We start from the raw sequence: 25,915 nt of genomic DNA, 5'->3' as shown, positions 1-25,915 counted from the left end.
GCTAGTTGAACATTAACTCAGCGATTCAAGCGCGTCTTTACCGCTTTCTTCGCTGTAGGTTTTGAAATCGTTATAGTTTTCTACACTGGTTCCATACCATCTTGATGGATCGTCAAACGCCGTGAGTGGATAGTCATTTGCAAAGCGAGTGGGCAAATCTGGGTTAGTTATCCACGGTCTGCCAAAGGCAATCATGTCACCGTCACCATCACTGATACGGGTTTCAGCATCTTCTTGTGTATAACCACAGTTTCCAATTAGCATTCCATCATATAAGGCTCTGAACTCAGCTAACGTCATTGGCTCGCCGCGCTCGTGGAAGCCAAATGCCAACCCGTCCATAATGTGCAAATATCCCACTTTAAGTGCGTTCAGCTGCTGTGCAGCATAAGTAAAGGTTTCTCTGAAATCATCAGCGCCCATATCATTAAAAACGCCATTAGGTGAAAGACGCACACCAACTTGCTCAGCAGGCCATACGCTAAGCACTGCGTCCATGACTTCTGATAAAAAGCGGTATCTGTTTTCAAGCGAACCGCCATAGCTGTCGTCACGTTGATTGCTTCTGCTATCGAGAAATTGATTGATTAAATACCCATTTGCCGCATGAACTTCTACGCCATCGAAACCGGCTGCCTTCGCGTTGATGGCTGCCTTTTTATAGTCTGCAACAGTGCGCTTGATATCGTCTTGTGTCATTGCTCTGGGGACTTCATATTCCTTCTTGCCTTTAGGCGTATGAATTTCATCACCCTCAATTTTTATGGCAGACGCCGATAGTGGTAAAGCTCCATTGTGGAAGTCGCTGTGCGATGCACGCCCTGTATGCCATAGTTGCAGCACCATTTTTCCGCCGGCTTCATGAACACGGCTAACCACTGAGCGCCAGCCTTCCACCATGGCATCAGTGTAGATACCGGGTGATTCAACCCAGCCATTCCCTTCTTCAGAGATAGAGGTTGCTTCTGAAATGATAAGTCCTGCTTCTGCTCGCTGAACATAGTGATCGCCAATAATCTTATTGGGTACGCGGTCAGGACCCGAGCGGCCTCGTGTTAGTGGTGCAAGTACCATTCGATTTTTTAGCGTATGGCCCGCCCAATCAAACGTTTTAAAAAGTACTGAATCTGTCATTGGTTATCCTGTTTCTGTCATTTTTAATGTAAATGTGATTACAGAGATAGCTTCAACTTGGATTGATTCAAGCTCTATTTTTAGCGCGTTTTGATATGAAAAAGCGCAACTTAATCTAGCGAAGGGGCTTGAGAGTGAGATTACTTTTTGAAGAGTGCGCCTAGTACAGTCGCTCGAGATGCCCCGGTTACCTCAGGAACATTGCCATTTATGTTGTTTAGGTAGGCAAAAGCCAGCCACGCAAAGGCGGCACCTTCAACGTGCTGAGGGTGGATGCCCAATGAATAGGCATCATCAACAGTAAAATTGGGTAGCTTTTGTTGCAAAGCTGACATTAAGGCCTGATTAAAAGCGCCGCCACCACATACAATGACGTCTACAGCAGTTCCTACTTCAAGACCGTCTTCAACGTACTTTTTAACGTCATTCGCAATTGTGGTTGCGGTGAGCTCAAGTAACGTGGCTTGCACATTTTCAGGAGTCAGGTCTGTGTGTGAACCCGCATCAGGTAAGTTCCATGTGTTTGAATTCAGCGATTCAATCTTATGGTTAAGCCAATCAAGGTTAAAATACTCTCTCCCCGTGCTTTTAGGCGCAGGTAAGGCGAAATAGTTATCTGATAGCAATGTGTTTAACAACGCTTCTTGTGCGACTCCAGAGGCAGCCCACTGTCCATTTTCATCAAAACGCTGGTTTAGGTGCTGCGATATCCACTTGTCCATTAGTGTATTGCCAGGCCCGGTATCAAAGCCTCGCACTGGTCGTGAGGCGTTTTTGGGTGGCAATAGTGATACATTGGCGATACCACCGATGTTAACCAATACCCTGTGCTTAGTCTCGTGTGCAAACACCGCGTTGTGATAAGCTTTACTAGCGGGGCACCTTGGCCTCCTAAGGCAATGTCTTTACGCCTAAAGTCTGCTACTACATCAATACCTGTTAACACCGCGATGGTATTGGGGTCGCCAATCTGACACGTAAAGCCGCGCACTAGCTCACTACTGAAAAGTGAAGAACTAGCCGTCCCTTTTGGATAATGGCGCACTGTTTGGCCATGGGAGCCAATAGCAGTAATGTCGTTTGATTTTAGGTTAGCTTTTTCGAGCAACTCGGTTACGGCTTTCGCGAATGTTTCAGCCACGAGTCTGTCAGCAATAGCAAAATTATTTAGCTCGTCGTCACTCTTGCGGCAAAGTGCATTAAGCGCATCTAATAATGGTTGAGCGTAGTCGACGGAAGTTGCAGCAATAGTGGAGCAGTTAGTCGTAGTTATTTCGCAAAGGACGGCATCGACGCCGTCCATGCTGGTGCCTGACATCAGGCCAATGTATTTAGCCATTATGCATGCTATTTCATAGCAAGCATAATACGCTTGGTATTTTCGAGCTGCTCTTTTCGAAGAGCCGCAATTTCCATAAACCTTTCACGTTCTTCTTTGGCGATAGGTAGCGCTTTCGGAAGCTCTACGGTGCGTGGGTTACGGTGGACACCGTCAACCAAAAATCCGTAATGCAAATGCGCGCTGCAGTAACCATACCAGTACTGCCTAGATAGCCAATGGTTTGACCTTGTTTAACGGTTTCACCGACTTTAACCGCGCGCTTTTTAAAGTGTAGGTATTTGGTTGTGTATTTTTCGCCATGCTGAATAAATACATGGTGTCCGTTGTACTTATCGTAAGCGGCTTTAATAACTTTACCGTCACCCGCGGCCATTACGGGTGTGCCTACTGCAGCCACGTAATCAGCTCCGCGGTGCGCTTTCCAGCGTTTTTGAACAGGGTGAAAGCGCGCTTTGGTAAAGTTTGAACTGACATACCTGAAGTTGACTGGAGCACGCAAGAAGCTCTTGCGCATGCTTCGTCCGTCTGGCGTGTAGTAGGTGCCGTCTTCATGCAAAACTGCACTAAATTGCTCACCTTGGTTAGTGAATTCAGCGGCGACAATATCGCCATAGCCAACAAACTCACCATCAATATATTGTTCTTCAAATATCACATTGAATGTGTCGCCAGAACGAATTTCCATGGCAAAGTCGATATCCCAACCAAAAATGCCTAGCAAGGTTCATAATTTGATTGTTGGTAAGGCTTGGCATCGACTGCTGCATTCCAAAAGCTAGAGTTGATTTCGCCTTGGGCAAAATTATAGCGAATATCCACATCCCGTTTTTCGATATCAGCGGTTAATGTTGTTCCGCTCTCGTTTGCGTTGGGACGTACAAATAGCGTTTCAGTTGAAGACAGTTTGTATTTGAGTTCACCAAACCCACCTTCGCCGTTGGCTTTAAACGACAGCTCATCTCCAGGCAGTAGTGTCACCAATGTTTTTGCAAGTTCACCTAAGCTTGCGTTACGTTGTAAACATCGCGGGAAGTAAAGCCAAGCCCGCTTAAAAAGCTTTGCCAGCGTATCGCCACGGCGCACTTTATAGGTTTGCCAGCTAGACTCTTCTTCACCAATGAAAACATCGGTTGACGGAGTAAGATGAAGCTCTACTGGGTAGCGTACGCCCGCATCAAGAATATGTGCTTCTTGATGACGGCTTGCTTCTACCTACTCAGACGGCAAAAGAATAAGCCCACCTAAAAACAGGCTAGCAACCGCCAACCCGGTTCTATGCTGCTTAGGTAATTTTTTGAATAGATTTAACGCCTTGGAGGCGTCTACTGTCTTTCTCATACTACTGCCCACTTGAGAAACGTTATGTGCACAACACTATTTCACATACGTTGCTTAAAAATGCAACTTTTCTCGTTATAAATTTTCGCAAATTGCTACACCCAAAAACTCTTAGATAGACTGTCATTGAACACGAGCGAGTAGGGGGAAGGGCTGGAGCAAACCCTCCACCGCATGGATGCGGTGGCGGAGCGCCCATGGAAGGGTTTACCGCGTGTTTGCGTAAGCCCTTCCCCCTGCTCGCTCAATGTCAGCCGATCTACACAAAGCCTTTGGGATTAACAACATGACGCATTGTAATCCGGTTTTTGACGCCAAAACCTTTTAATGGTTCCCGTGTACGCGTAAAATGCCGCCCAAAATGAATTTAGTCTTATCAAAGAGTGTGACTTACAAATGAAAGATTGGCAAACAGCGTTGGCTGAGATTAAACGGGGTGTTGACGAAATTCTCCCCGAAGAGGATTTAATTGAAAAACTAAAATCCGGTAAAACCCTGACAATTAAGGCGGGTTTTGATCCAACAGCGCCTGATCTTCATCTTGGTCACACAGTACTTATTAATAAGCTACGTACGTTCCAACAACTTGGTCACAACGTTGTTTTTCTTATTGGCGACTTTACTGGCCTTATTGGCGATCCTACAGGTAAAAATGTTACGCGCAAGCCTTTGAGCAAAGAACAGGTACTAGAGAACGCGAAAACGTATCAAGAGCAGGTGTTCAAAGTTCTTGATAAAGAAAAAACGGAAATCCGTTTTAACTCAGAGTGGATGGACGAGTTGGGCGCTGCTGGCATGATCAAACTAGCCGCCAGCCAAACTGTTGCACGTATGCTAGAGCGTGATGACTTTAAAAAGCGCTACAGCAATGGGCAGCCAATCGCTATTCACGAGTTCTTGTATCCACTAGTACAAGGTTGGGACTCAGTGGCACTTAAAGCTGATGTGGAACTGGGTGGTACTGATCAGCGCTTCAATCTTCTTATGGGCCGTGAACTGCAAAAAGATCAAGGATTAACGCAGCAATCTATTGTTATGGTGCCATTGCTTGAAGGCCTTGATGGCGTTCAAAAAATGTCTAAGTCGCTTAATAATTACATTGGTATTACTGATGCGCCAAACGACATGTTTGGTAAAGTGATGTCAATTTCTGATGACCTAATGTGGCGCTACTACGATCTTCTTAGCTTCCGCCCGCTTGAAGAAATTGCAGACCTTAAAGCGCGTGTTGCTAGTGGTGAAAATCCTCGTGATATTAAAATTCTGCTAGCCAAAGAAATTATCGCACGCTTCCACGACGAAGCAGCTGCAGAAGGTGCGCACCAGGACTTTATTCAGCGTTTCCAGAAAAATGCGATCCCAGATGATATGCCAGAAGTTGAGATTGCCCTTGGCGATGAAGGCATTGCCATTGGTAACCTTCTGAAGGAAGCCAAACTAGTGGGTTCTACGTCTGATGCAATGCGTATGATCAAGCAAGGCGCGGTTAAAATTAATGGCGAAAAAGTAGAAGATACGCGCTTAGTCATTTCTGAAAAAGGCGAGAATGTATATCAGGTTGGCAAACGTAAGTTTGCGCGTATTACGTTAGCATAAACGCAACGCTAGCTTGCCCGCAGCGATACGAACACCAAATAAACTTGTAAAGCCCATCTTTTCGATGGGCTTTTTTGTGCTGAAGATTGCGCAGTATCTAGAGCTCTAAGAGCGTTTCGAAACCACCGTAGATAAGGCGCTTTCCGTCAAATGGCATAGGGTTTTCGTCGCCCTGCATTCGCGGGTCTTCCATAACCTTTTTCCATGCTTCATCGCGCACTTCTTTTGACGGCCAAAAGGCGATGGAAAACACCACGGTTTCATTTTCTTTGGCTTGAACGGCCTTTAAAAACGACGTGACTTCACCGTCCGGAACATCGTCACCCCATGCTTCCAGTATTTTTAGCGCGCCATACTCTTTAAAAATAGCTCCGGCCATCTTGGCATGTTCTACATACAGTTCTTTATTTTCATTGGGAACAGCAACAGCGAATCCATCGATATATGACATAGTGAAGCTCCTTGTATGGAGTTAGTAATAGGGTTGGCTTTTTAACGCTTGTAAAATAGGCCGCCAGACGTGTAATTAAGACAATCACGCTTTAGCTAGAGTAGCGCAAAAATTAAGCGTTCACTAGAGAGCGTTTACGCTTGTGCCTTTTCCAATGCCTGCAACTCGCTTGGAGTAGACGTCAGCACTCTTAAATGATTTATATATCCTGTTGCCTTCTAGTGTTTGTGAAAATTTACCGTTCGGCTACTTTTGCCCATTGATACAGCCCTCGCAATGCCATTCTTCTAAAGGTGGCAAATGGAAAGGTTGGTAATGCGGACTGATAAAGCGGAAGTGATAAATCTATCTCGTTTTTCCCTTCGTCGAGCATCCGCTGCGCCAAGCGCATGCCTGCATGGGCAGCAAAAGATACACCAGAACCACAGTAGCCCATGGCATAACCAAGTGAGCCATTTGGCTCAGCATCGATAAAGATTCTTGGCATATCGTCAAATGAAACGCTTACCCAGCCGCTCCAAAAATGCGTCATGGCAATGCCATCAAGCGCTGGGAAGCTCTTCGTCATCGCCTTGTATAATCGAGCCTTTTCACTGTCATTGTCACTGTGTTTACCTAATACCGCACCTCGACCACCAAAGAGCAATCGGCCATCAGGCAATACGCGGTAATAGTATTTCATCATTCGCGTGTCCATAAAGCTCATTGGTTTGTTCAAGCCGGTAATGTCACGCTGCTGTGTGGTGAGCGGCGTAGTGACAAATATACTGGACTGTACTGGAAACTGTTTATTGTCCACCGCTACATGAAATTGTTTTGGTGTATAAGCGTTACTTGCAATCAAGACGTTTTTTGCATGGATAGTTGCTGTGGGTGTAGTAACAGTATAAGTGTCGGTATGTTTGTTTAACGATAATGCTGGGGTGTCGTAGTACAGCAATGCACCAAGTGTAGTCGCTGTTCGTGCATATTCATCGGCAAGTTTCAGCGGATGCAAACACGCCCCGTCAACTTGAACTCCACCAAATGTGTTCTTTATTGCAAAATTACCTTCAACGTCATTTTGCGATAAAAGGTTACTGTGAACGCCAAAAAGGTTTTTTTGCTTGCGTGCAGCGTTGTGTAAGTGCGTTGCTTGTTTAGCATTATGTGCAAGTTTGTAATAAGGCCCTTCGCAAAAATCAACCTGCATATCATATTGGCTAATTCGCTTTTTTAATAAGTGTACGGCGCCGTCAAATTCGCCCTGCATGCCCTTTGCTGTTTCCTTACCCCATTTAGCTTCGATAGCGCTTAAGGCCATACGTCCGCTACCTGATAAAACAAATCCTCCATTTCGTCCAGCACAGCCAAAACCAATAGAGTGAGCATCGATAAGTACGGGAGATTTACCCGCTTCGGCCAAGGTAATGGCCGCAGATAACCCCGTGTAACCACCACCTATTATGAGGTAGTCTGTTTTTATGTCATCGGACAGTGAAGGATAGGACTTGCAGCTATGTGTACTGTGCCAATACGTTGATGGCATTGGCAACGAGGGAGAAACGTGTGACGAGACAAGAGGGTCGTAATTCATAAAGGCATAATATGTATTGTTGAAGTAGATTAAAAACGCAGCAGCATTTCAGCGCCTTCACACTCGCAATACCCTTCACAAACAGGGCAGTTATAGCCGTCATGGATGGAAATATAACGCCATTTATCAGGGTGTTTTTTAATAAGCTCTCCACCGTTCTTGGTAAAGTACTTAAATGCACTGTTACCTGGGCTTGCAAGCCAGATGTGAGCCAAGCCAGCCTGAGCACCTTGCGCTGATGCGCGTTCTACGGATTTCTTGAGTAACGTACTTCCAATGCCCGTGCCTTGCATAGTTGGCGACACTGTATTGCATTTGAAGTAGCACACACGGTCGGCATCAAGCTGCCAAAGTGACGGGCTACACCATTTATCTACCTGCCACTGACTATGAGCAAAAGTCAGTCTAAAGCCTACAACTTTGTTGTTGTGTAATGCTACCCAGCTGGCGTTAATCTCGTTGTGAAAGCTTCGGTTGTAGTAATCATTGATAAGTGCATCTGTGAGGTAATTATCACCGTGCACGGCGTTGCCTAATTCTATAACGCCATCAAAGTGTTCTTGCGCTAGTTGAGCATAATCAATGTGAGTTGTTGTTTGCATAATAAGATAATTGTAGGGTTTTGCTGAAAGTGAGTATGCGCACGTTTCTATGAAATGTGTTCTATGCGCTTCTTCTGTGTTTTTTGAGCGGGTGTGCTTGTGTTGTGTGCCTGTTTCATGCCATCTAAGTGGACATCGAGCGCTTCAACAGAAATCAGGATCTCTCGCACCGACATCCACAAAGAATAGAGAAGCGAGACTAAGCTTGCTGCAAATACCCAGTTACCAACTTGTTGGTAAGTTAGATAAATGGCAAGCATAGACACGACACACAAAAAGAAACTGCCGACCCCTGCTATTTGCATACGCTTAATAAGCTGAATGCGCAAACGCAAATTCTTGATCTGAGCTAAGGTGTTGTCATCGCGTTCTTCTTTAGAAAAGTTCCTGATGATAGTCGCTAACGTAAGGAAACGGTTCGTGTAGGCCAGCAATAACAGCGAAATTGCAGGAAACAGCATGGCAGGCGTGGCGATATCGATTTTCATAACGATAAATTAGTCTGAGAAACAAACGAAAAGTCTATCACAGCTCGTAGCAATGAGCATAAATAAACGAGGGAATTTGAGTTTGCCGGATGGCGGCTACATGCTGTCTACAGACATACCTGAAGCACTCCAACCTAGCATGTCTCCCTCTAGATGCATAACTTCAGAAAAGTCGAGTTCTTCTAGAATCTTCATTGCAAGCTTAGCACGACGGCCTGAACGACAGTAAATAATGATTGGTTTGTCTTTATGCCCCTCGAGCTCGCTAACATATTCATTAATATTTTCGTGCGGCATGTTCACTGCACCTGGAATGTGGCCTTCAGCGAACTCCTGTGGGGAGCGGACATCAATGAGCAGCCAGTCGTTATTAGCAACGCGCTCAATAAGATAGGGAGAAGCTACAACAGAAGCTTGCGAGGTTGCTTTTGCCGTGCACTGAAGCGACACAAAAAGTGCGATACCTGCAATAACAAGAAACCCTGCAACAACAACCTTCATTACTTTTATTCTCTTACTCTATCTGTGATGCTCATCTTTAGTATAGCGCTTATGCATTTTCGTTTATACCGTTACACAGAATTTTTAGCTCATTTATTAACCGTAGTGAGAATCGGCTGGTGGCATCTGGGTTTACTACAACAAGAGGTGCCGTAAGGTGTGCACGATGCGCCTTCCAGTAAACTTCTAGCTCAGTTATAGAGGATTTGCTCGCGGCCACTAAAACCTCTGGCTGCCTTATCAAGACATCTTTTAACGAGACTTGAGGATAATCGACAGGGCTGTCTGCGAAGACGGTTTCTGCACCACAAACATTAAGTAAGCCATTTGCCCAAGCTTGTTTACCTATCGACATTAGTGGCGCGGTCCAAGAGTAATAAAATACAGAAACGGGTTTACTGTTTTGATATTGAGATCGCAGATGCCCAAGTGACTGAAGAAATGATTCGCTAAGTTGTTTTGCCCTTGGTTCGACATGAGTAATTGCTGCAAGGCGCAAGATTTCTTTTGGAATATCTTCAAGCGTTGTTATCTTGCTGCTAAATACATTTACACCCAGCGCTTTGAGCTTTTGAATATCCTGAGCTTTATTTCCGCCATCCCAAGCTAGCAGTAAGTCAGGTTGTAACGCCATTATAGCGGCAATATCAGCCCCTTGATAATCTGCCACACGAGGCAAAAGTGAGGCAGCATCGGGGTAGTCGCTGTAGTCACTTACCGCAACAAGATGTTTCTCGAGGCCAAGACTGTACACCCATTCTGTTAAATGAGGTGCTAAGCTGACAATCTTAAAGTCATCTCTTAGGGGGCTTGATCACTTGTATGCAATGATTGGGGTAAGTTGTTTTGAGTTTTTGCGCACGCAAGCGATGACACAAACACGTTTACTATCAACAGCACACAAACAAAAAATGAAACCTTCACGTACCTGTCCTTGATTTATCTAACCGCGAACTTAACGGCTTAACAATATTCTTACAGAGCAATCATCAACAATGCCAACGAAGAGAGCGCGCACACTGCGACCATGGCATATAAAATAGTATTTCGCGCTTTTAACATGTGTGAGTATTTCACATCTTGACTACCACCCACCCGAGGGAAGCGGTACTTATTATTTGAATAAAAGGCTGGTCCTCCAAGCTTGATATCTAAGGCGCCTCCAAATACTGCAAGCAGTAAGGAGGTCTTATCTTTTGCCGGAGCGCGTTTGCATGCTGAAATAGCACGAATGGGATGGCTGATTAGCATCGTTATACAAGCACCGATAAAAGCGGGAGGAACAACTAGAACTGCGACCACCTTTCGCACCTAAGCTGAGCAAAGTGCCGCATAGCAGGAGTTCTATAGTGCCACTGCCACGAAGTGAGTAACAAAAGCCTATAAATCAACGCGCCAATTGGACCTGTTACAATGAAATAGAAAATCACACCGCAGTAAATATAAAGAAATTTTAGCCAAAGCGACTCAATAGCGGCTTTCGCAATACCAATGTCAGTTAAGTTTTTGCATTGTCGTGCAGTTATCGTCGCGACCATTTCTCGCGCAAGGGATTTCTTGTTTCTGCCCACACTGGCTAAAACTTTTTTGTATTGATGTCGTTGATAGCCAAAGTCGAGCAGCCCTACCATAATGACGGCTTCAAAAAAGATAGGGTACTGCGCCATGTAAACAAGTATTGCTAGGCATGCAATAAGTGGAGAAAGTAACACCAAGGCCGCCAGTGCGCCTGAGATATAGTGCTGAGTAGGGCCATAATCAGCAGAAGGCAGCACTTTTTTACCCATTTGGCGAACGAGAAAGCGCACGAGCGTAAGGGGATGCGTGCGCTCAGGCCATTGCCAGACAGCGTCAATAGCAATGGCCAGCCATAAAACCAGTAGCGACTGGAAGTGAATGTCGCTAAATATGGCGCTCATTTACTTAGCAAGGTTTGCAATCATAGCCATAACAAGCTGAGCAGAGTGCTTGGCAGCAGTGTCTAGGTACTCTTTAAAGCTAACAGATGACGTTTTGCCTGCAATATCAGATAAAGAACGAATAACCAAAAATGGTGTGCTTAACATGTGGCACGTTTGTCCGATAGCCGCTCCTTCCATTTCAACAGCTTTCATGTCTGGAAAGTTACTACGTAGTTGTGCAACTGCTTCATCACTTCCAATAAAGGCGTCGCCAGTACAAATCAATCCGGTTGTCGACTGTAAGCTGGTTATATCGCCTGCAGCAGAGCTTGCCGCCGCCATAAGCGTTTCGTCACAACGATAATCTTCTGGCATACCCGCACATTGACCAAGCTTATAGCCAAAGTGTGTTAGATCCGCATCGTGATGAATGACGTGGCTCGCTATTACTAAATCGCCAATATTAAGATTTTTGTCGAAGCCGCCAGCAGAGCCGGTATTCACTACCGCATCAGGCGCGTATTGTTCAATAAGTACCGCTGTTGCTATTGCTGCTGCGACCTTGCCAATGCCGCATTTAACTAATACGACTTCCATGCCATTAAGTGTGCCTTCGAAGAAGGTAAGATGTTTCCACTGCGTTTCTTTAAGATCGCCCAATGACGCTTTAAGCAATGCAACTTCTTCGTCCATTGCGCCTAAGATACCAATTTTATTCATGATGCTACCGAGGGTTTTAGAATCGTGTTTAAAGGAATGGCTTGATTGTATAAGGAATAGAGAAAAACTGACAGAAAAATGCCTTTGTTACCGCTATTTGAGAGTAATAAAACAGCAAAGCAACAAAGGCTAGGGAAGCGTTACGCTTTTTTACTAAGCCGCCGCAGGACGACTTGAACGAATTGGGCGCGTTGGGCGTTTAGGTGGTTCTGGATTGTGCGTTGGCAATTGCGCCATTTTCTGCTGTAGGCGTCGGTAAGGTATAAGTTTGTTTTCAAGACATTCACGAATATCATCAACACTATACCCAGATTTAACTTTAATACGTGCGTGGGGAAGGCCTGCAGCATCAAGCGCACCTGTAACAAACCAGTCCTTTTGCGATTTATAGCCATCTTTACCTTGATTGTGTACCAAGTCGATGGCTAGAACGGGGCTCATGTCATTCTTATCAACCAAAACAAAGTCGAGTTGTCTGCTTGATGCACGACTTACCGCTTGGCTAGCTGTCTTCTTACTGGTTGTCTGGCGTACAGCAACAAGATCATTCAATCGAACACGACAAATGATCCTAAATTCTCTGCCCATTGCCTGTTCAATCAGATTCAAAAAAGAATGTTCGACTGGTGTAAATAATTGGGGCTTCCTTCTAAACGGAAATGCCACTCCACCATCTGACAATTTAATGGCGCCTAGCGCGACGACAATAAGTAACATCATCAAAATAATTGCCAATTCCATCATAATCCTCGCAAATATCAGTCAATGATGGCGTCAGAAAAATGACACCATGAATAAACCAAGGGGTTCTGTTACTGATTCTGCAAAGCCAATGCCAGTTTTATGCGTTTGCTAAAACTCAATACATTAGTGCAGTAAAACGCATGCGCGAACTACTGGCACCTAATAGTGTGTACTAGCTATTTGGCTTAGGAGTGACAAGAATATCAACTTGCGCGCCTGTATTATCTGGTGAAATCACAATGCGGGTGCGATTGCTGTCTGAAGTAAGAAGTGTGCGTTGATTTACCGGCGCATGAACAGTGAGTGTTGACATATTTGCTTGGTAAAATGCAACCACGTCATTGGGTTGTTGCTTGGTGTGATAAACCATAGCCGCAGGCACTTGGGTTTCAAATTGTTGGCACTGCGTGGCATCTTCGGTAATGGTTACATTGTGAAATGCTGATGGGCAAGATACGGTTTCTGGCTGCGTTAGCGATAACTGGGCCGCTGCCTTCGATGCAGCATCGCTACTTTCAATGGCCATAGTATCTGCCACTGCGGTTGTCATTGAAAGCGCGTAAAAGGTCAATGCGGGAACAAACACAGTTCGTGCAATGGAGGATGTTGTTTGGCGTTGATACATGACGCTTTCTCGTTTTTATTAAGTGACTGCTGTTACGAAAAGAGTAGAGCTGAATGCTAAAGAGTTCAACTACCTTAGAGCGTAGATTGCCTCTTATTTGTACATTTTTAGGTATGCAGTTTTCAGTCGACGTATAAGTGGGTTTCATTTACGCGCGTTGGCGTCAGAGTAGTATAAAAGTACGAAGGTTAAGTCCCAATATTTATTCACGGCAATACGATATGAACTCATGTTCCATTGCTTTCGTTAAACCACTATGTAGATACGCAACATAACCGCAGAGGGAATGAACATGAAACATTATGCGATAAATACAGAAGTTGAGTGGGAGTGGAGCAGTGGTAGTGCCGTTGGCAATATTAGAGAAAAATTTACGAGTGATGTAGAGCGTAGATTAAAGGGAACTTCAGTGAAACGTGAAGCCAGTGAAAGCGAGCCAGCCTACCTTATTGAACAAAACGATGGCAGTAAGGTTTTGAAATCTCATTGTGAGTTAAAAAAGTCTTCTTGATGCATCTTGTGCATGGTAGCGCCTTCTTTTCAATGAAAGTCAGTACATAACTTAGCGACACAAAAAAGCCCAGTGAATCACTGGGCTTTTAATAACATTTAGCGGCACAAGTTATGTAGGATCGTCGGTTTTACACGCCAATGTAATCCATGATCCCTTCGGCTGCTTTACGGCCCTCATCGATAGCGGTAACTACTAAGTCACTACCGCGGACCATATCGCCACCTGCAAATACTTGAGGGTGAGATGTTTGGAAAGCAAACTTACCCGCAGATGGAGCACGTACTCGGCCTTTTTCGTCTAGCATAATGCCAAAGTCAGCAAACCAAGGAGCAGGGCTTGGCTGGAAGCCAAATGCAATAATCACAGCGTCGGCTTCAAGTATATGTTCTGAACCTTCTACTTCTACAGGGCGTCGACGACCATTAGCATCAGGCGGTCCCATTTCGGTTCTTACTAACTTAACGCCACAGGCCTTACCGTTTTCATCAACGGCAATGTCGAGCGGCTGCAAGTTAAACTTAAACTCTACACCTTCTTCCTTGGCGTTAACCACCTCGCGGCGAGAGCCAGGCATACTTTCTTCATCACGGCGATATGCACAGGTTACTTGAGCGGCGCCTTGGCGAATCGAGGTTCTTACACAGTCCATGGTAGTATCACCACCACCAAGTACAACAACGCGCTTGCCTTTCATATCAATGTAATCGGCAGGGTCTTTCTCAAGACCCATAACACGATTGGTATTAGCCACTAGAAACGGTAAGGCTTCGTGCACGCCCTCTACTTGCTCGTTATCAAAACCACCTTGCATCGCCTTGTAGGTACCCATGCCCAAGAAAACGGCATCGTACTTATCGAGCAAGTCTTGGAATTGAATGTCTTTGCCAATCTCGGTATTGAGTACAAACTCAACGCCCATTTCAGTAAAGATCTGACGGCGAAGCTTGATAACGTCTTTTTCTAGTTTGAAAGACGGAATGCCGAACGTCAGTAGGCCACCAATTTCTTCGTACTTGTCGTAAACAACAGGCTTTACACCGTTGCGAACTAAAATGTCGGCACATGCAAGACCTGCTGGGCCTGCACCTACAATCGCGACTTTTTTATCAGTCCAAACTACGTCCGACATATCAGGGCGCCAGCCCATTTTAAATGCCGTATCGGTGATGTATTTTTCAATACTACCTATAGTAACCGCACCAAAATCGTCATTAAGCGTACATGCTCCTTCGCATAGTCTGTCTTGTGGACATACACGGCCGCACACTTCAGGCAGGCTGTTGGTTTTATGCGAAAGTTCTGCTGCCTCTAGGATACGGCCCTCATTGGCAAGGCTTAACCACTGCGGAATGTAGTTGTGAACCGGACATTTCCACTCACAGTAGGGGTTGCCGCAGTCCAAGCAGCGGTCTGCTTGGCCTTCGGTTTGAGACTGACTTAACGGTTGATAAATTTCCGCGAACTCTTGTTTACGCACCATGATCGGCTTTTTCGGCGGATCGATACGTTCAACATCGACAAATTGATATACGTTCTTTGCCATAAACTAAATCCTCCTACTGGGCCTGAATGCGTAATTCAGCACTTGAACGACTGATGTGACCAAGCAAGTTCTTCACATCGCTGGTTTTGGGTTTAATCAGCTTGAAGCGTTTCAGTGTGTCAGCAAAGTTTGTCAGTAGCGACAACGAATGCTCACTGCCTGTTTCTTCATAGTGCTGATTAATCAAACCACGTAAGTGTTCAGCAAGAATGGCTTTATCTTCTATTGACATAACATCAACAAGTTCAGCGTTCACACGGTTATCAAGGTCGTTGTTATCATCCATAAGATAAGCAAAACCACCTGTCATACCTGCACCAAAGTTGACGCCTACTGGGCCAAGTACAGCAACAATACCGCCTGTCATATATTCACAGCCGTTATCACCAATACCTTCTACTACTGCGATAGCACCAGAATTACGAACACCAAAGCGTTCGCCAGCTCGGCCTGCTGCAAATAATTTACCGCCAGTTGCACCGTACAGACATGTGTTGCCCATTATGGCGCTGTCGTGCGCGTCAAAGTTGACATTACGCGGTGGGTGAATGACAAGCTTACCACCTGTCATACCTTTACCCACATAGTCATTTGCGTCACCTTCAAGGTGCATATGCAAACCACCTGCGTTCCACACGCCAAAACTTTGTCCAGCAGTACCGGTCAGCTCTACTTTAATCGGCGTATCTTCAAAGTCATGGTTACCATGGTGCTTAGCAATTTCGCCCGACAGAAGCGCGCCTACAGAACGGTCAGTATTGCGAATAGCGTACTTAAGCGTTACTGACTGGCTGCTTGCTACTGCTTGCTTACCGTCTTTAAGCATTTGTGCATTTAGCTCGCCTTTATCAACAGGCGCGTTGGTAGTTTCTGAACAGAATAACCTAGTATGCTCTCCCGCTTGCGGCTGTACCAACAACGGTGACAAATCTAAACGGTTTTGCTTCGCAGTAATACCGTCTAAGACGTTAAGTAGCTCAGTGCGGCCAACCAGGTCGTCGAACTTGGCAACACCTAGCGATGCCATGATTTCACGTACTTCTTGTGCGATAAACTTAAAGTAGTTCATCACCATATCAGGAAGGCCGATAAAGTGGTCGTCACGCAGTTTCTGATCTTGAGTTGCAACATAGGTCGCACAGTTGTTCAGATGGCAAATTCGTAGGTATTTACAGCCTAACGCTACCATTGGGTAGGTACCAAAACCGAAGCTTTCTGCACCTAAAATACCCGCTTTCACTACATCTAAGCCTGTTTTTAAACCACCGTCGGTTTGAACGCGTACTTTGTGACGCAAGCCGTTTTCGATTAGGGCTTGCTGCGTTTCAGATAAGCCTAGTTCAAACGGACTACCCGCATATTTAACTGACGTTAGCGGGCTTGCTCCTGTACCGCCGTCGTAACCTGAAATGGTAATCAGGTCGGCATAGGCTTTTGCAACACCTGTTGCAATGGTGCCAACGCCTGGTTCAGATACCAGCTTTACAGAAATAAGTGCGGTTGGGTTGACCTGTTTTAAATCGAAAATTAGCTGAGCTAAATCTTCAATTGAATAGATATCATGGTGTGGTGGCGGAGAAATAAGGGTTACGCCAGGTACAGAGAAACGCAGTTGGGCAATGTACTTGTTCACCTTATCGCCCGGTAACTGACCGCCCTCACCAGGTTTTGCACCTTGCGCCACTTTGATCTGAATAACGCTAGCGTTAACCAAGTAATGCGGTGTAACGCCAAAGCGACCTGATGCCACTTGCTTAATTTTCGAGTTTTTCTCAGTTCCAAAGCGAGAAGGGTGTTCACCACCTTCACCAGAGTTAGACTGACCACCCAAACGATTCATGGCAATAGCCAACGCTTCATGTGCTTCTGGGCTTAGCGCACCAATAGACATTGCTGCCGTGTCAAAACGTGGGAACAAATTCTCCGCAGCTTCCACTTCGCTAACATCTATTGGATCACAGTCTGGGTTTAACGCCAGCAAATCACGAATATGTGCAGGGGCGCGTTCGTTAACGAGCTTTGCGTAAACCTGATAGTCGTCATAGTTACCAGACACAACGGCTTTTTGTAGCGTGCTGACTACGTCTGGGTTGTATGCGTGATATTCGCCGCCGTGCACGTATTTAAGAAGACCCCCGTGGTCCACTGATTTACGCTTAAGCCAAGCAACACGATTTAAGTTAACTAAATCTTGTTGGAAATCATCGAAGCTAAGCACCTTGAATGCGTGAAGTAACGCCCTTAAAGCATAGCTGCATTACTTCGTTATTAATACCAATTGCCTCAAACAGCTTAGAGCTTCTGTAGCTTGCAACGGTACTAATACCCATCTTCGACATAATTTTGTACAAACCTTTGTTGATACCCTTACGGTAGTTCAACGTGGCCTGCATTGGTGTGATATCAAGCTCGCCTTTCTCGCAAAGTTGCTCAATGGTTTCATAAGCAAGGAACGGGTAAATAGCGGTAGCACCCAGGCCGATAAGTACAGCAAAATGGTGCGGGTCGCGCGCGCTTGCAGTTTCAACAACAATGTTAGCATCGCAACGAAGCGATTTTTCAACTAAACGACGCTGCACGGCACCAACTGCCATTGCGGCAGGGATCACCAAACGATTCTGCTTAATATTTCTGTCTGACAAAATAACGAACGCAGCACGTTTGTTTTTCACCAGCATTTCAACTTCATTGCACACGCGTTCAATGGCTTTCTTTAGGCCTTCTTGCGGTGAATATTGTAATTCAACTATTTCAGAGTAATAGTTCTCTGGATTGAATTCGCGAAGCTGTTTTAGATCGGTATACATTAATATTGGCGAGTCGAACAGTACGCGGTCAGCGTAACCTGAGGTTTCGCTAAATACGTTTTGCTCTCGACCAATACAGGTTGCTAGCGACATTACGTGGTTTTCACGCAGTGGATCGATAGGCGGATTAGTTACCTGAGCGAATTGCTGACGGAAATAGTCATACACCGTGCGCTGACGCGACGACATAACGGCCATCGGCGTGTCGTCACCCATAGAACCCACAGCTTCCTGGCCGTCTTTTGCCAGTACTTTAACAACCTGTTGAATTTCTTCGTAGCTGTATGCGTGAAGCTTGTGGTAAACCGCCATAGCGTCATCATCGAACACACGCTTGCCGATAAGCGATGCATCGAGTTGTTCAATTGGCGTAAGGTGACGAATGTGCTTATCTAGCCACTCCTTATAAGGATGACGTTCTTTTAAGTCATCATCAATTTCGTTTGAGCGCCAGACTTTGCTAGGTATAAGTATCGACGGCAAGCATTTCGCCAGGACCTACGCGGCCCTTTTCAATAACGTCGGCTTGCTCGTAATCCCAAATTCCCACTTCCGAGGCAAGGGTAATAAAGCCATTTTTAGTAATGACATAGCGAGCAGGGCGTAACCCATTTCTATCAAGATTACATGCAACATGGCGACCGTTAGTTAATACAATGCCCGCTGGACCGTCCCATGGCTCCATGTGCATTGAGTTGAACTCATAAAATGCCCGTAGGTCTTCATCCATGGTTTTGTTGTTTTGGTACGCAGGTGGCACAAGTAAGCGCATAGCTCGGAATAAATCCATACCGCCTGCTAAAAACAGCTCTAGCATGTTATCAAGAGACGATGAATCTGAGCCTTCAGTGTTTACAAAAGGAGCAGCGTCTTTCAAATCTGGGATAAGTGGCGTTGCAAATTTTGCAGCACGTGCCATTGCCCAATCGCGGTTTCCTTTAATGGTATTAATTTCACCATTGTGAGCAAGGAAGCGGAAAGGCTGAGCCAGTGGCCAACGTGGTAACGTGTTTGTTGAGAAGCGCTGGTGGAATACACAAATAGCGCTTTGCATGCGTTCGTCAGCTAAGTCGTGATAAAACGCTGGTAAGTCTTTAGGCATTACCAAGCCCTTGTAAATAGTTACAAGGCCAGATAAGCATGCTACGTAGAAATCAGGATCTTCCTCAAGGCGTTTTTCCGCGCGACGTCGAATCATGTAAAGACGACGCTCAAGGTCGCGTTTACGCCACCCCGCAGGCGCATTTACGAACACCTGTTCAATTTGCGGAACCCCTGTCAGGGCAAGTTCGCCAAGTACTGAACGGTCGACAGGCACTTCGCGCCAACCCACTACTGACAATGTTTCTTTTTCTAACTCTTCATTAAGTACTTCACGCGCAGTTTGCGCAAGTACTGGGTCCTGACTTAAAAAAATCATGCCCACGCCGTACTTTTTGCTGAGTTTCCAGCCATTTTCTTCGGCGATTGCATGGAAGAACGCATCCGGTTTTTGCAGTAGTAAACCACAGCCATCACCGGTTTTCCCGTCTGCGGCGATACCGCCACGATGCTGCATACGGTCTAGGCCGTGAATTGCAGTTGTTACCAATTCATGACTGGCTTCCCCGTGGGTATGGGCAATTAAGCCAAACCCGCAGTTGTCCCGGGAATCATTGGGATTATATAAACTCATCTCTTAACTCCTTCAACCTTTTGACTGGGCAAGGTATGCGTTGCGTGTAGATGCGCCTAGGTTTGCGTATCACAACATGGTTAGACGTCTTTTGTGCTCACACGCGTTATTGCGCGCGGCCTGCGCCTTTCTTGTCGTTTATTTATTATTAGAGGATTCCAGTCTTTCCGCATTTTTATGCATTATTGCGATGCGGGCCGTACAAAATACCCACATTAAAATCTAAAATCAAACGTAAAAACAGTAACTGATATAGTGAATTAGTATAACTCTATAAATTCATATAAATATCAATAAATTAATTAATTAAATGTATCTTTGTTACAAGGTTGTTACAAAAATATTAATAAGCATTCGGATTTGTTTTTAAATGATAACTTATCTCATTAACTGTGTTTTTCTGAATAGTTATGCGTTTATGCTGATGTTTTATGTTGTCAATGGGAGCTTTGTTGTATTTTTATGTAGTTGTAAACATGATATTCCACTTGACAGTGATGTTTGATATATTGGTTAAAAAATAACCTGGTGTAAAGTGATTCTATAAGCAGTAGAAAATATCGCAAAAAATAGTTATGCAGTGAAAGTGAGTCGAGGCTGTCGGTTTGTCGTTGCTGTAAACATTGGCTTAGTGTCGGTAATTTGTGCGTTTGTTAAGTGATTAGGCGACGAGTTCGGAAATACTTAAACGTTGAGGTGGCACTGTGGTTAAAAACAAAAGGGATTTTTATGTCTACTGCATTTCCATTATCTGATGTCGATTACGTCATAAAATCGCATTTGCTAGAAGGGCCTCACGTTACTTTCACGCCCTCACCAAACACATCAGGAAATTTCGAAGATGGATTACCTGATACATTGGTCATTCATTTCACTGCTGGCAGCAGTCTAGCGTCATCCGTAAAAGTGATGACCGAGCCCTCTAGTAAGGTATCGGCGCACTTTGCGATAGGACGCGATGGTGACGTTGTGCAAATGTTGCCTACCAACAAGATTGCTTGGCATGCAGGGGAAAGTCACCTTTTGGGCCGAACTGACCTAAATCGCTATTCAATAGGCATTGAGTTAGATAACGCTGGCCAGCTTACTCGAAATGGAAGTGGTGACTTTAGGACATGGTTCGGAAAACCGTGCTCTGAAAACGAAGTGGTATTTGCGGTACATAGAAATCAAACGGTCAAAACGTATTGGCACAAATATACAGATGCACAAATAGCGCGGACGTATGCGGTGTGCAAAGCTTTATGCCAGCGCTATCACATTAAACATATAGTGGGGCATGAAGAAATTGCCCCAGTAAGAAAGGTGGATCCAGGCCCAGCTTTTCCCTTAGATGAACTAAGAGCGAGGCTTCTGAACATAGGTCTAAAGCCAGCTGAGTTTGTTGGGCACACAAATAAGGTACAGACGGTTTCAAATAGAACCGTAAACGCAGCAGCGTCTATGGCAAGTGTTAACGCCAGTGCTTTAAACGTTCGTACTGGCCCTAACATAGCATTTGATAAAGTGAGTGGAGAAGTACATAAAGGCGATAAGCTCACAATTATCGACCTACAAGGAGAATGGGTTAAGGTCTCTTACACCAAAACGGGTTGGGTAAACTCTAGGTATATCAACGAAGTGAACGAAAAGCTTCCTCGCAAATAAGGCTTAACATAATCTGCATTCCCGAAGTTAACAAAGCCTGTTAGGATAGAGGAAAGATAAGTTTAAGTTAGACGTACATGCATTCAGATTCTCCTAACGATTCTTGGGCAATTCGCTTTGCTCAATTTGTTCAGCGCTTTGGCACATTAAAACTCAGTATCCTCTTCGTTGTGCTGTCACTCGTGTTCACTTTGGGCGGCTCATATGTCATTAGAGTGAGCATGGGGAGTCAGGTGCAACCTGATGACTTCATTAGTGCGGTAGTGTTGACCATGCTGTCAGCGCCTTGGGTACTGTATTTCTTTAGTGAACTTATTAAACAGCTTGAGAATTCACGTACGAATCTTAAAGAAGTGGTAAGTCAGCTCGAGAGCTTACGAGAAGAAGACGTATTCTTAAATCGTGAGCTACAGAGCAATATCCGACAGCTCAACCACGAAATCGAGCAGCGAAAGCAAGCCCAAGAAGAACGCGAAGCCTTGTTTAAAGACTTGGAAAAAGAAATTCAGAATAAATCAGAGCAAGAAGCCCAAGCTAGGCGTTTATCTACTCTTTTACGCTCGATCATCGATGCCTCGCCTGATCTTATCTACTACCGCAACGAAGAAGGTCGCTTTGCTGGCTGTAACCGTATTGCTGAGTTAATGACAGGAAAAACAGAGCAGGAGCTCTTAGGTCTAACTCCAAAAGATGTATACGAAGAAGATCTTGCCAGGCAGATTGTTGCCAGTGACCATGAGGTGCTAGAGACTAACGCAAGTATCACAGAAGAGTTGTGGTTACGCTTTGCCGATGGACGTCGTCGTTACTTTGAAATGAAACGCGTACCGTTCTTTGACAAAGAAGGTAATCGCTTAGGTTTACTCTCGTTTGGTCGCGATATGACTGAGCGGAAGCAGGCGGAAAATGCAGCTGCCAAAGCCAGTACAGATAAAACGCGCTTTATCGCGACAATAAGTCATGAACTTCGCACACCACTTAACGGTATAGTGGGGCTTAGTCGCATGCTGCGTGATACCGACCTGAGCGATGAGCAGTTCAGCTGGGTCAGCACGATTTACGCCAGCGCCATTACGTTAGGTAATATATTTAACGATATTATCGATCTTGATAAGTTGGACAGGGATAAATTAGAACTTAGTCTCAAAACCATATCGCTGAAAGATTTCACTGAAGAGCTTAGCAGTATTATAAGATTGCTAGCGGCAGACAAACAGCTTGAATTAAAAACATCGATCAACGAGCCTCTCCCGCGTCTTGTGGAGATTGATGGTACGCGGTTGCGTCAGATTTTATGGAACATCTTGTTTAATGCAGTGAAATTTACACAGAAAGGACATGTGAGCCTGTCTGTATCTTCAACGAAACCGGACGGTGACAAAGCTTACGTTACCTTCATTATTGAAGACACAGGAGTGGGTATCCCTGAAAGCGAAATCGACAAAATTTTCGCTATGTACTACCAAGTAGACCACCCAGACCATCAATCAGCTACCGGAACGGGAATAGGGCTTGCTATCTGCAAACAGATGGTTGATTTGATGAAAGGTGAAATACACGTTTCCAGCAAAGTTGGCAAAGGCACGCGTTTTGAAATTGTGCTGCCTGTGCAAATCTCAAATAGCCCAATGAAAGTGGCACAGCTTGAAGTTACCGGGCTCAATATCTTGTTAGTAGAAGATATTGAGTTGAACGTAATGGTTGCAAAGGCACTGCTTGAAAAGTTAGGACAAAAAGTGGATGTCGCCATGACAGGTCAAGAGGCCATCGACAAAGCAAGAGCTAATCAGTATGACCTAATACTGTTAGACATTCAGCTACCTGATATGACTGGTTTTGACGTGGCTAGCACCTTAATTGAAGAAGATTTGGTAATGCAAACGCCTATCGTGGCGCTGACTGCTAATGTTATTAAAAAGCGCGACGAGTATTTGGAAAATGGCATGGATGATGTCATCGCCAAGCCCATTAAAAAGTCTCGAGTGATCGAAGTCTTTAATGAACTGTTCCACGCGCCTCCCGCGCCACTTGAAGTCGATGGTGAGGTAGAGCGACCAGAACCGAGCAAAACATTAAGTAACATTTTAGATATGGACTTGTTGCAGATGTTAGTGGATACCATAGGTGATGAGATGGTGCGCGCAAGTGTGAAGGTTTTCCAAGAGAAAATGCCAGAATATATGGAAATACTTCAACTTAGTCTAAGTGCAGATGAAAAGTCAGAAGTGTGTTCGCAGGCGCACAAAATAAAAGGAGCCGCCGGTTCTGTTGGTCTTGCGCGCGTTCAGCGTATTGCGAACCAAATACAGCAGGGCGATCACCCCACCTGGTGGGAAAATGTTCACGATTGGGTGGAAGAACTGCAGATGGCTGTTCAGCATGACATGAAAGCACTTCATGATTGGCTTAATGAACAACAAGTAGACGATTAACGCTGGCCAGCGTTATTCGAAATACAACTGCTTGTTGAAAAGGGGCCTACGCCCCTTTTTTTTTTAGTGACAGGCAGAAAAGACAAAGGAATAGCATGATGATGAGTGATTTGCAGGTGCAAACGCAGGAGTCGACGTTTTCAAACGAGCAAATAATGCAGGAAAGCCTACCGCACTTGGAAAGGCTAGTACTAGAGCCCATCAGTTTGAAATACCGTACTTTGAATTTAGTGTTTGTGGCGGTTTTTGCTTCTGTGCTTATCGCAATTGTTTCGGCCCTGCGATTTAATCCGTTTTTTGAATTACCAGAAGACCTCGTTTTTGCCTACCCATTTATCGTCGGCGTAATTTCAGTCCTAGGTACACTCTGGTTCGCCTATCACTGGTTTGCCGACACGAAAATAAAGTATGCAGTAAGAGAGCAAGATATCAGTAAGCAGTCAGGCCTTATTTTTCGTGGGCTTTCATGTCAACCAATTTTGCGAGTACAGCATGTTGAGGTCAAGCGAGGGCCTCTTGATCGTTGGGCAGGGTTAGCAAAACTTCAGGTGTTTTCCGCTGGTGGCGAAATGCATACATTTGAAATTCCGGGCTTATTATTAGAACAAGCAGAACAAATTCGTCAGTTTATTCTTGACCATAAGGACGTGAGTGCACGCTAATGACCGAACAAACCTCGTCGCTGCCTAGCGACAACACGCCGGTAAAAGTTGATACAGGCGATGACTGGCGCAGGCTTTCACCGATAGCCATTGTTTACTTTACCGTTCGCAATATCATTAATACTGCACAAGGCTTGGTATATGCCATTCCTGCTATTGCGGTAAGTTTTAATGCTTTTGACAGTTTAAACTCCCCCGAAGCCCACATTGGGATTGCCGCAGTGGTATTGATTACTACCCTAAGTGGCGTGGTTAGTTTTCTGATGTATAAATTCAGGGTGCATAATCAGCACGTAGAGATCCACACCTATGTTTTTCAGCGAAGATACACCAACCTGCCTCTATGGCGAATTCAAAATGTAAAAATTGAGCTGCCGTTCTATTACCGTCCTTTTGGATACGCATTGGTTGTGCTTGATACTGCGGGTAGCGGCAAAGAGGAAGCTAAAATTGTAGCGGTACCGTTGGCGTACGCACACGCACTTCGAAAGCGCGTACTGTTTGAAAAAGCGCATCATCTGGAACCTAACAATACTGCGGAAGTGTCATCTAGTCAGAGCACAGCAGAACCTTCGCATACACAGGATGACGCAGCAGAAGAGGTACTGAACACGCGCTCAGTGGGTGATATTGTCATTCACGGCATTACAAACAACCGAGTTTGGATCATTCTAGGCGCTGCTGCACCGTTTTATGACGATGTTTTCGGGTATGTCTCACAATGGCTAGCTGAAAAAGGTCTGCAATTAAATCAGCTTGTAGGCGAGCAGGCCATTGCATGGTGGCAGTTCAGTTTGTACGCCTTTGTTGTGCTTATGATGGTGATGGCAGCCATAGCGCTGTTAAGTGTCGGTGGGGCACTCTTTACATTTTACGGCTATACACTCTCTCGTGCTGATGATAGGTATATACGTCGCAGTGGGTTGCTTAATAAACTCGAAGTGAGTATGCGATCATCGCGAATACAGATGATCACGGCAAAACAAGATTGGCTGGACAAAATTCTTAAACGCGTGAATTTATACTTTGAGCAAAACTCAACGGCGAGTCAACAAGTCCAAGAGCTCATGTCGCCCAATAAGCTTATTGTGCCCTCGGTGACTGAGTCTGAGGCCATTGCGCTTAGCCAAGAAGTTATGCCAGGTTGTGACCTTCACCACCAACACTATCATACGATAAGCAAACGCTTTATTTTGCATTGGATAGCAGTGGCATGGACAGTGCCTTTTTTGCTCGCCGTCACCATTGGTGTTTTAAGCAATCACCTTGATATCGTTGTGCTGGCATTAGGCGGTTTTGTTTCGGTTTGTCTTCTACTCACACTTCGCTGGTGGCGTTGGGGAATTGCATTTGACGAGCAGTATATTTACGTTCGACGAGGGCGTATAGGCGTGGACTATCTTTGTTTTGAGCCCTACAAAGTTCAGCAAGTTATGGTAAAGCAAAGTGTTTTTATGAAACGAAGAGGATTGGCAACATTAAAAGTTGTGCTTGCTTCGGGTTCAGTCACCGTGCCCTTTTTGCCAGAAAAGTATGTACACAATCTTGCTAACGTCATTTTACATGAGGTTGAGTCAACAAGGCGTTCTTGGATGTAGCTAAGTCGCCTTTATTAAA

General features: G+C 45.1%; 19 protein-coding genes and 3 pseudogenes. 6 read left to right on the top strand and 16 right to left on the bottom strand.

Going from position 1 to position 25,915, the window contains the following annotated elements; genetic code table 11:
* Positions 1-12 precede the first annotated feature (12 nt).
* The 3 genes and pseudogenes from V6N89_RS17025 to V6N89_RS21860 form a co-directional block, all read right to left on the bottom strand.
* Positions 13-1,134 carry an alkene reductase gene (locus V6N89_RS17025; protein WP_346993005.1) on the bottom strand — a complete coding sequence of 374 codons (1,122 nt, stop codon included), beginning with the start codon at positions 1,132-1,134 and terminating at the stop codon, positions 13-15.
* Positions 1,135-1,274: 140 nt separating this feature from the next.
* Positions 1,275-2,473: pseudogene (locus tag V6N89_RS17020) on the bottom strand (anhydro-N-acetylmuramic acid kinase).
* Between the two features lie 8 nt (positions 2,474-2,481).
* Positions 2,482-3,814, bottom strand: a pseudogene (locus V6N89_RS21860) (OapA family protein).
* A 396-nt stretch (positions 3,815-4,210) separates the two neighbouring features.
* On the opposite strand from V6N89_RS21860, the gene tyrS reads away from it, so the two are divergent.
* Positions 4,211-5,410, top strand: a complete 1,200-nt coding sequence (gene tyrS / locus V6N89_RS17000) for a tyrosine--tRNA ligase (RefSeq protein WP_338518611.1) — start codon at positions 4,211-4,213, stop codon at positions 5,408-5,410.
* A 97-nt stretch (positions 5,411-5,507) separates the two neighbouring features.
* Here the strand turns inward: tyrS and V6N89_RS16995 are convergent, their stop codons facing one another.
* The 11 genes from V6N89_RS16995 to V6N89_RS16945 form a co-directional block, all read right to left on the bottom strand.
* Positions 5,508-5,861, bottom strand: coding sequence for a DUF1428 domain-containing protein (locus V6N89_RS16995; RefSeq protein WP_338518610.1), 354 nt, complete (start codon positions 5,859-5,861; stop codon positions 5,508-5,510).
* A gap of 235 nt (positions 5,862-6,096) precedes the next feature.
* Entirely contained in the window at positions 6,097-7,437 is a 1,341-nt protein-coding gene (locus V6N89_RS16990) for an NAD(P)/FAD-dependent oxidoreductase (RefSeq protein WP_346993002.1), read from the bottom strand.
* A gap of 29 nt (positions 7,438-7,466) precedes the next feature.
* On the bottom strand, positions 7,467-8,039 hold the full coding sequence (locus tag V6N89_RS16985) for a GNAT family N-acetyltransferase (RefSeq protein WP_338518607.1): 573 nt from the start codon (positions 8,037-8,039) through the stop codon (positions 7,467-7,469).
* 47 nt (positions 8,040-8,086) lie between these two features.
* Entirely contained in the window at positions 8,087-8,527 is a 441-nt protein-coding gene (locus V6N89_RS16980; protein WP_338518606.1) for a DUF2721 domain-containing protein, read from the bottom strand.
* 96 nt (positions 8,528-8,623) lie between these two features.
* Positions 8,624-9,028, bottom strand: coding sequence for a rhodanese-like domain-containing protein (locus V6N89_RS16975; protein ID WP_338518605.1), 405 nt, complete (start codon positions 9,026-9,028; stop codon positions 8,624-8,626).
* Positions 9,029-9,077: 49 nt separating this feature from the next.
* On the bottom strand, positions 9,078-9,782 hold the full coding sequence (locus V6N89_RS16970) for a cobalamin-binding protein (protein WP_346993001.1): 705 nt from the start codon (positions 9,780-9,782) through the stop codon (positions 9,078-9,080).
* A 221-nt stretch (positions 9,783-10,003) separates the two neighbouring features.
* Positions 10,004-10,330 (bottom strand): hypothetical protein, encoded by a 327-nt coding sequence (locus V6N89_RS16965; RefSeq protein ID WP_338518603.1) that lies wholly within the window; start codon positions 10,328-10,330, stop codon positions 10,004-10,006.
* A complete protein-coding gene (locus V6N89_RS16960) occupies positions 10,315-10,947 on the bottom strand; it encodes a cobalamin biosynthesis protein (protein WP_346993000.1) in 633 nt (210 codons plus the stop codon). Before V6N89_RS16960 ends, V6N89_RS16965 begins: the two co-directional genes overlap by 16 nt.
* Positions 10,948-11,649, bottom strand: coding sequence for a 5'-methylthioadenosine/adenosylhomocysteine nucleosidase (locus V6N89_RS16955; protein ID WP_338518601.1), 702 nt, complete (start codon positions 11,647-11,649; stop codon positions 10,948-10,950).
* A gap of 153 nt (positions 11,650-11,802) precedes the next feature.
* A complete protein-coding gene (locus V6N89_RS16950) occupies positions 11,803-12,390 on the bottom strand; it encodes a DUF2726 domain-containing protein (RefSeq protein WP_338520165.1) in 588 nt (195 codons plus the stop codon).
* 175 nt (positions 12,391-12,565) lie between these two features.
* The gene (locus tag V6N89_RS16945) at positions 12,566-13,018 is read right to left on the bottom strand and encodes a hypothetical protein (protein ID WP_346992999.1); all 453 of its coding nucleotides are present in this window, start codon (positions 13,016-13,018) and stop codon (positions 12,566-12,568) included.
* A gap of 292 nt (positions 13,019-13,310) precedes the next feature.
* Here V6N89_RS16945 and V6N89_RS16940 point away from each other — a divergent pair, with 292 nt between their 5' ends.
* Positions 13,311-13,529 (top strand): DUF2945 domain-containing protein, encoded by a 219-nt coding sequence (locus V6N89_RS16940; protein WP_346992998.1) that lies wholly within the window; start codon positions 13,311-13,313, stop codon positions 13,527-13,529.
* A 130-nt stretch (positions 13,530-13,659) separates the two neighbouring features.
* Here the strand turns inward: V6N89_RS16940 and V6N89_RS16935 are convergent, their stop codons facing one another.
* Both V6N89_RS16935 and gltB read right to left on the bottom strand, forming a co-directional pair.
* On the bottom strand, positions 13,660-15,075 hold the full coding sequence (locus V6N89_RS16935) for an FAD-dependent oxidoreductase (protein WP_338518599.1): 1,416 nt from the start codon (positions 15,073-15,075) through the stop codon (positions 13,660-13,662).
* A 13-nt stretch (positions 15,076-15,088) separates the two neighbouring features.
* Positions 15,089-19,557: pseudogene (gene gltB / locus V6N89_RS16930) on the bottom strand (glutamate synthase large subunit).
* Between the two features lie 729 nt (positions 19,558-20,286).
* Between gltB and V6N89_RS16925 the strand changes: the two are divergent.
* From V6N89_RS16925 to V6N89_RS16910, 4 genes are all read left to right on the top strand, one after another.
* Positions 20,287-21,204 carry an N-acetylmuramoyl-L-alanine amidase gene (locus V6N89_RS16925; RefSeq protein ID WP_346992997.1) on the top strand — a complete coding sequence of 306 codons (918 nt, stop codon included), beginning with the start codon at positions 20,287-20,289 and terminating at the stop codon, positions 21,202-21,204.
* 77 nt (positions 21,205-21,281) lie between these two features.
* Complete coding sequence (arcB, locus tag V6N89_RS16920; RefSeq protein ID WP_346992996.1) at positions 21,282-23,636, top strand: aerobic respiration two-component sensor histidine kinase ArcB; 2,355 nt, start codon at positions 21,282-21,284, stop codon at positions 23,634-23,636.
* 98 nt (positions 23,637-23,734) lie between these two features.
* Positions 23,735-24,298, top strand: coding sequence for a PH domain-containing protein (locus tag V6N89_RS16915; protein ID WP_431189809.1), 564 nt, complete (start codon positions 23,735-23,737; stop codon positions 24,296-24,298).
* Positions 24,298-25,896, top strand: coding sequence for a PH domain-containing protein (locus V6N89_RS16910; protein WP_346992995.1), 1,599 nt, complete (start codon positions 24,298-24,300; stop codon positions 25,894-25,896). The genes V6N89_RS16915 and V6N89_RS16910 overlap by 1 nt, the downstream gene beginning before the upstream one ends.
* The last annotated feature ends 19 nt before the right edge of the window (positions 25,897-25,915 follow it).

The sequence above is a fragment of the Alteromonas gracilis genome (assembly GCF_036870955.2).
GTDB lineage: Bacteria > Pseudomonadota > Gammaproteobacteria > Enterobacterales > Alteromonadaceae > Alteromonas > Alteromonas gracilis_A.
Note: the sequence above shows the minus strand (reverse complement) of the source record. Positions and strands in the feature narration are given on the sequence as shown.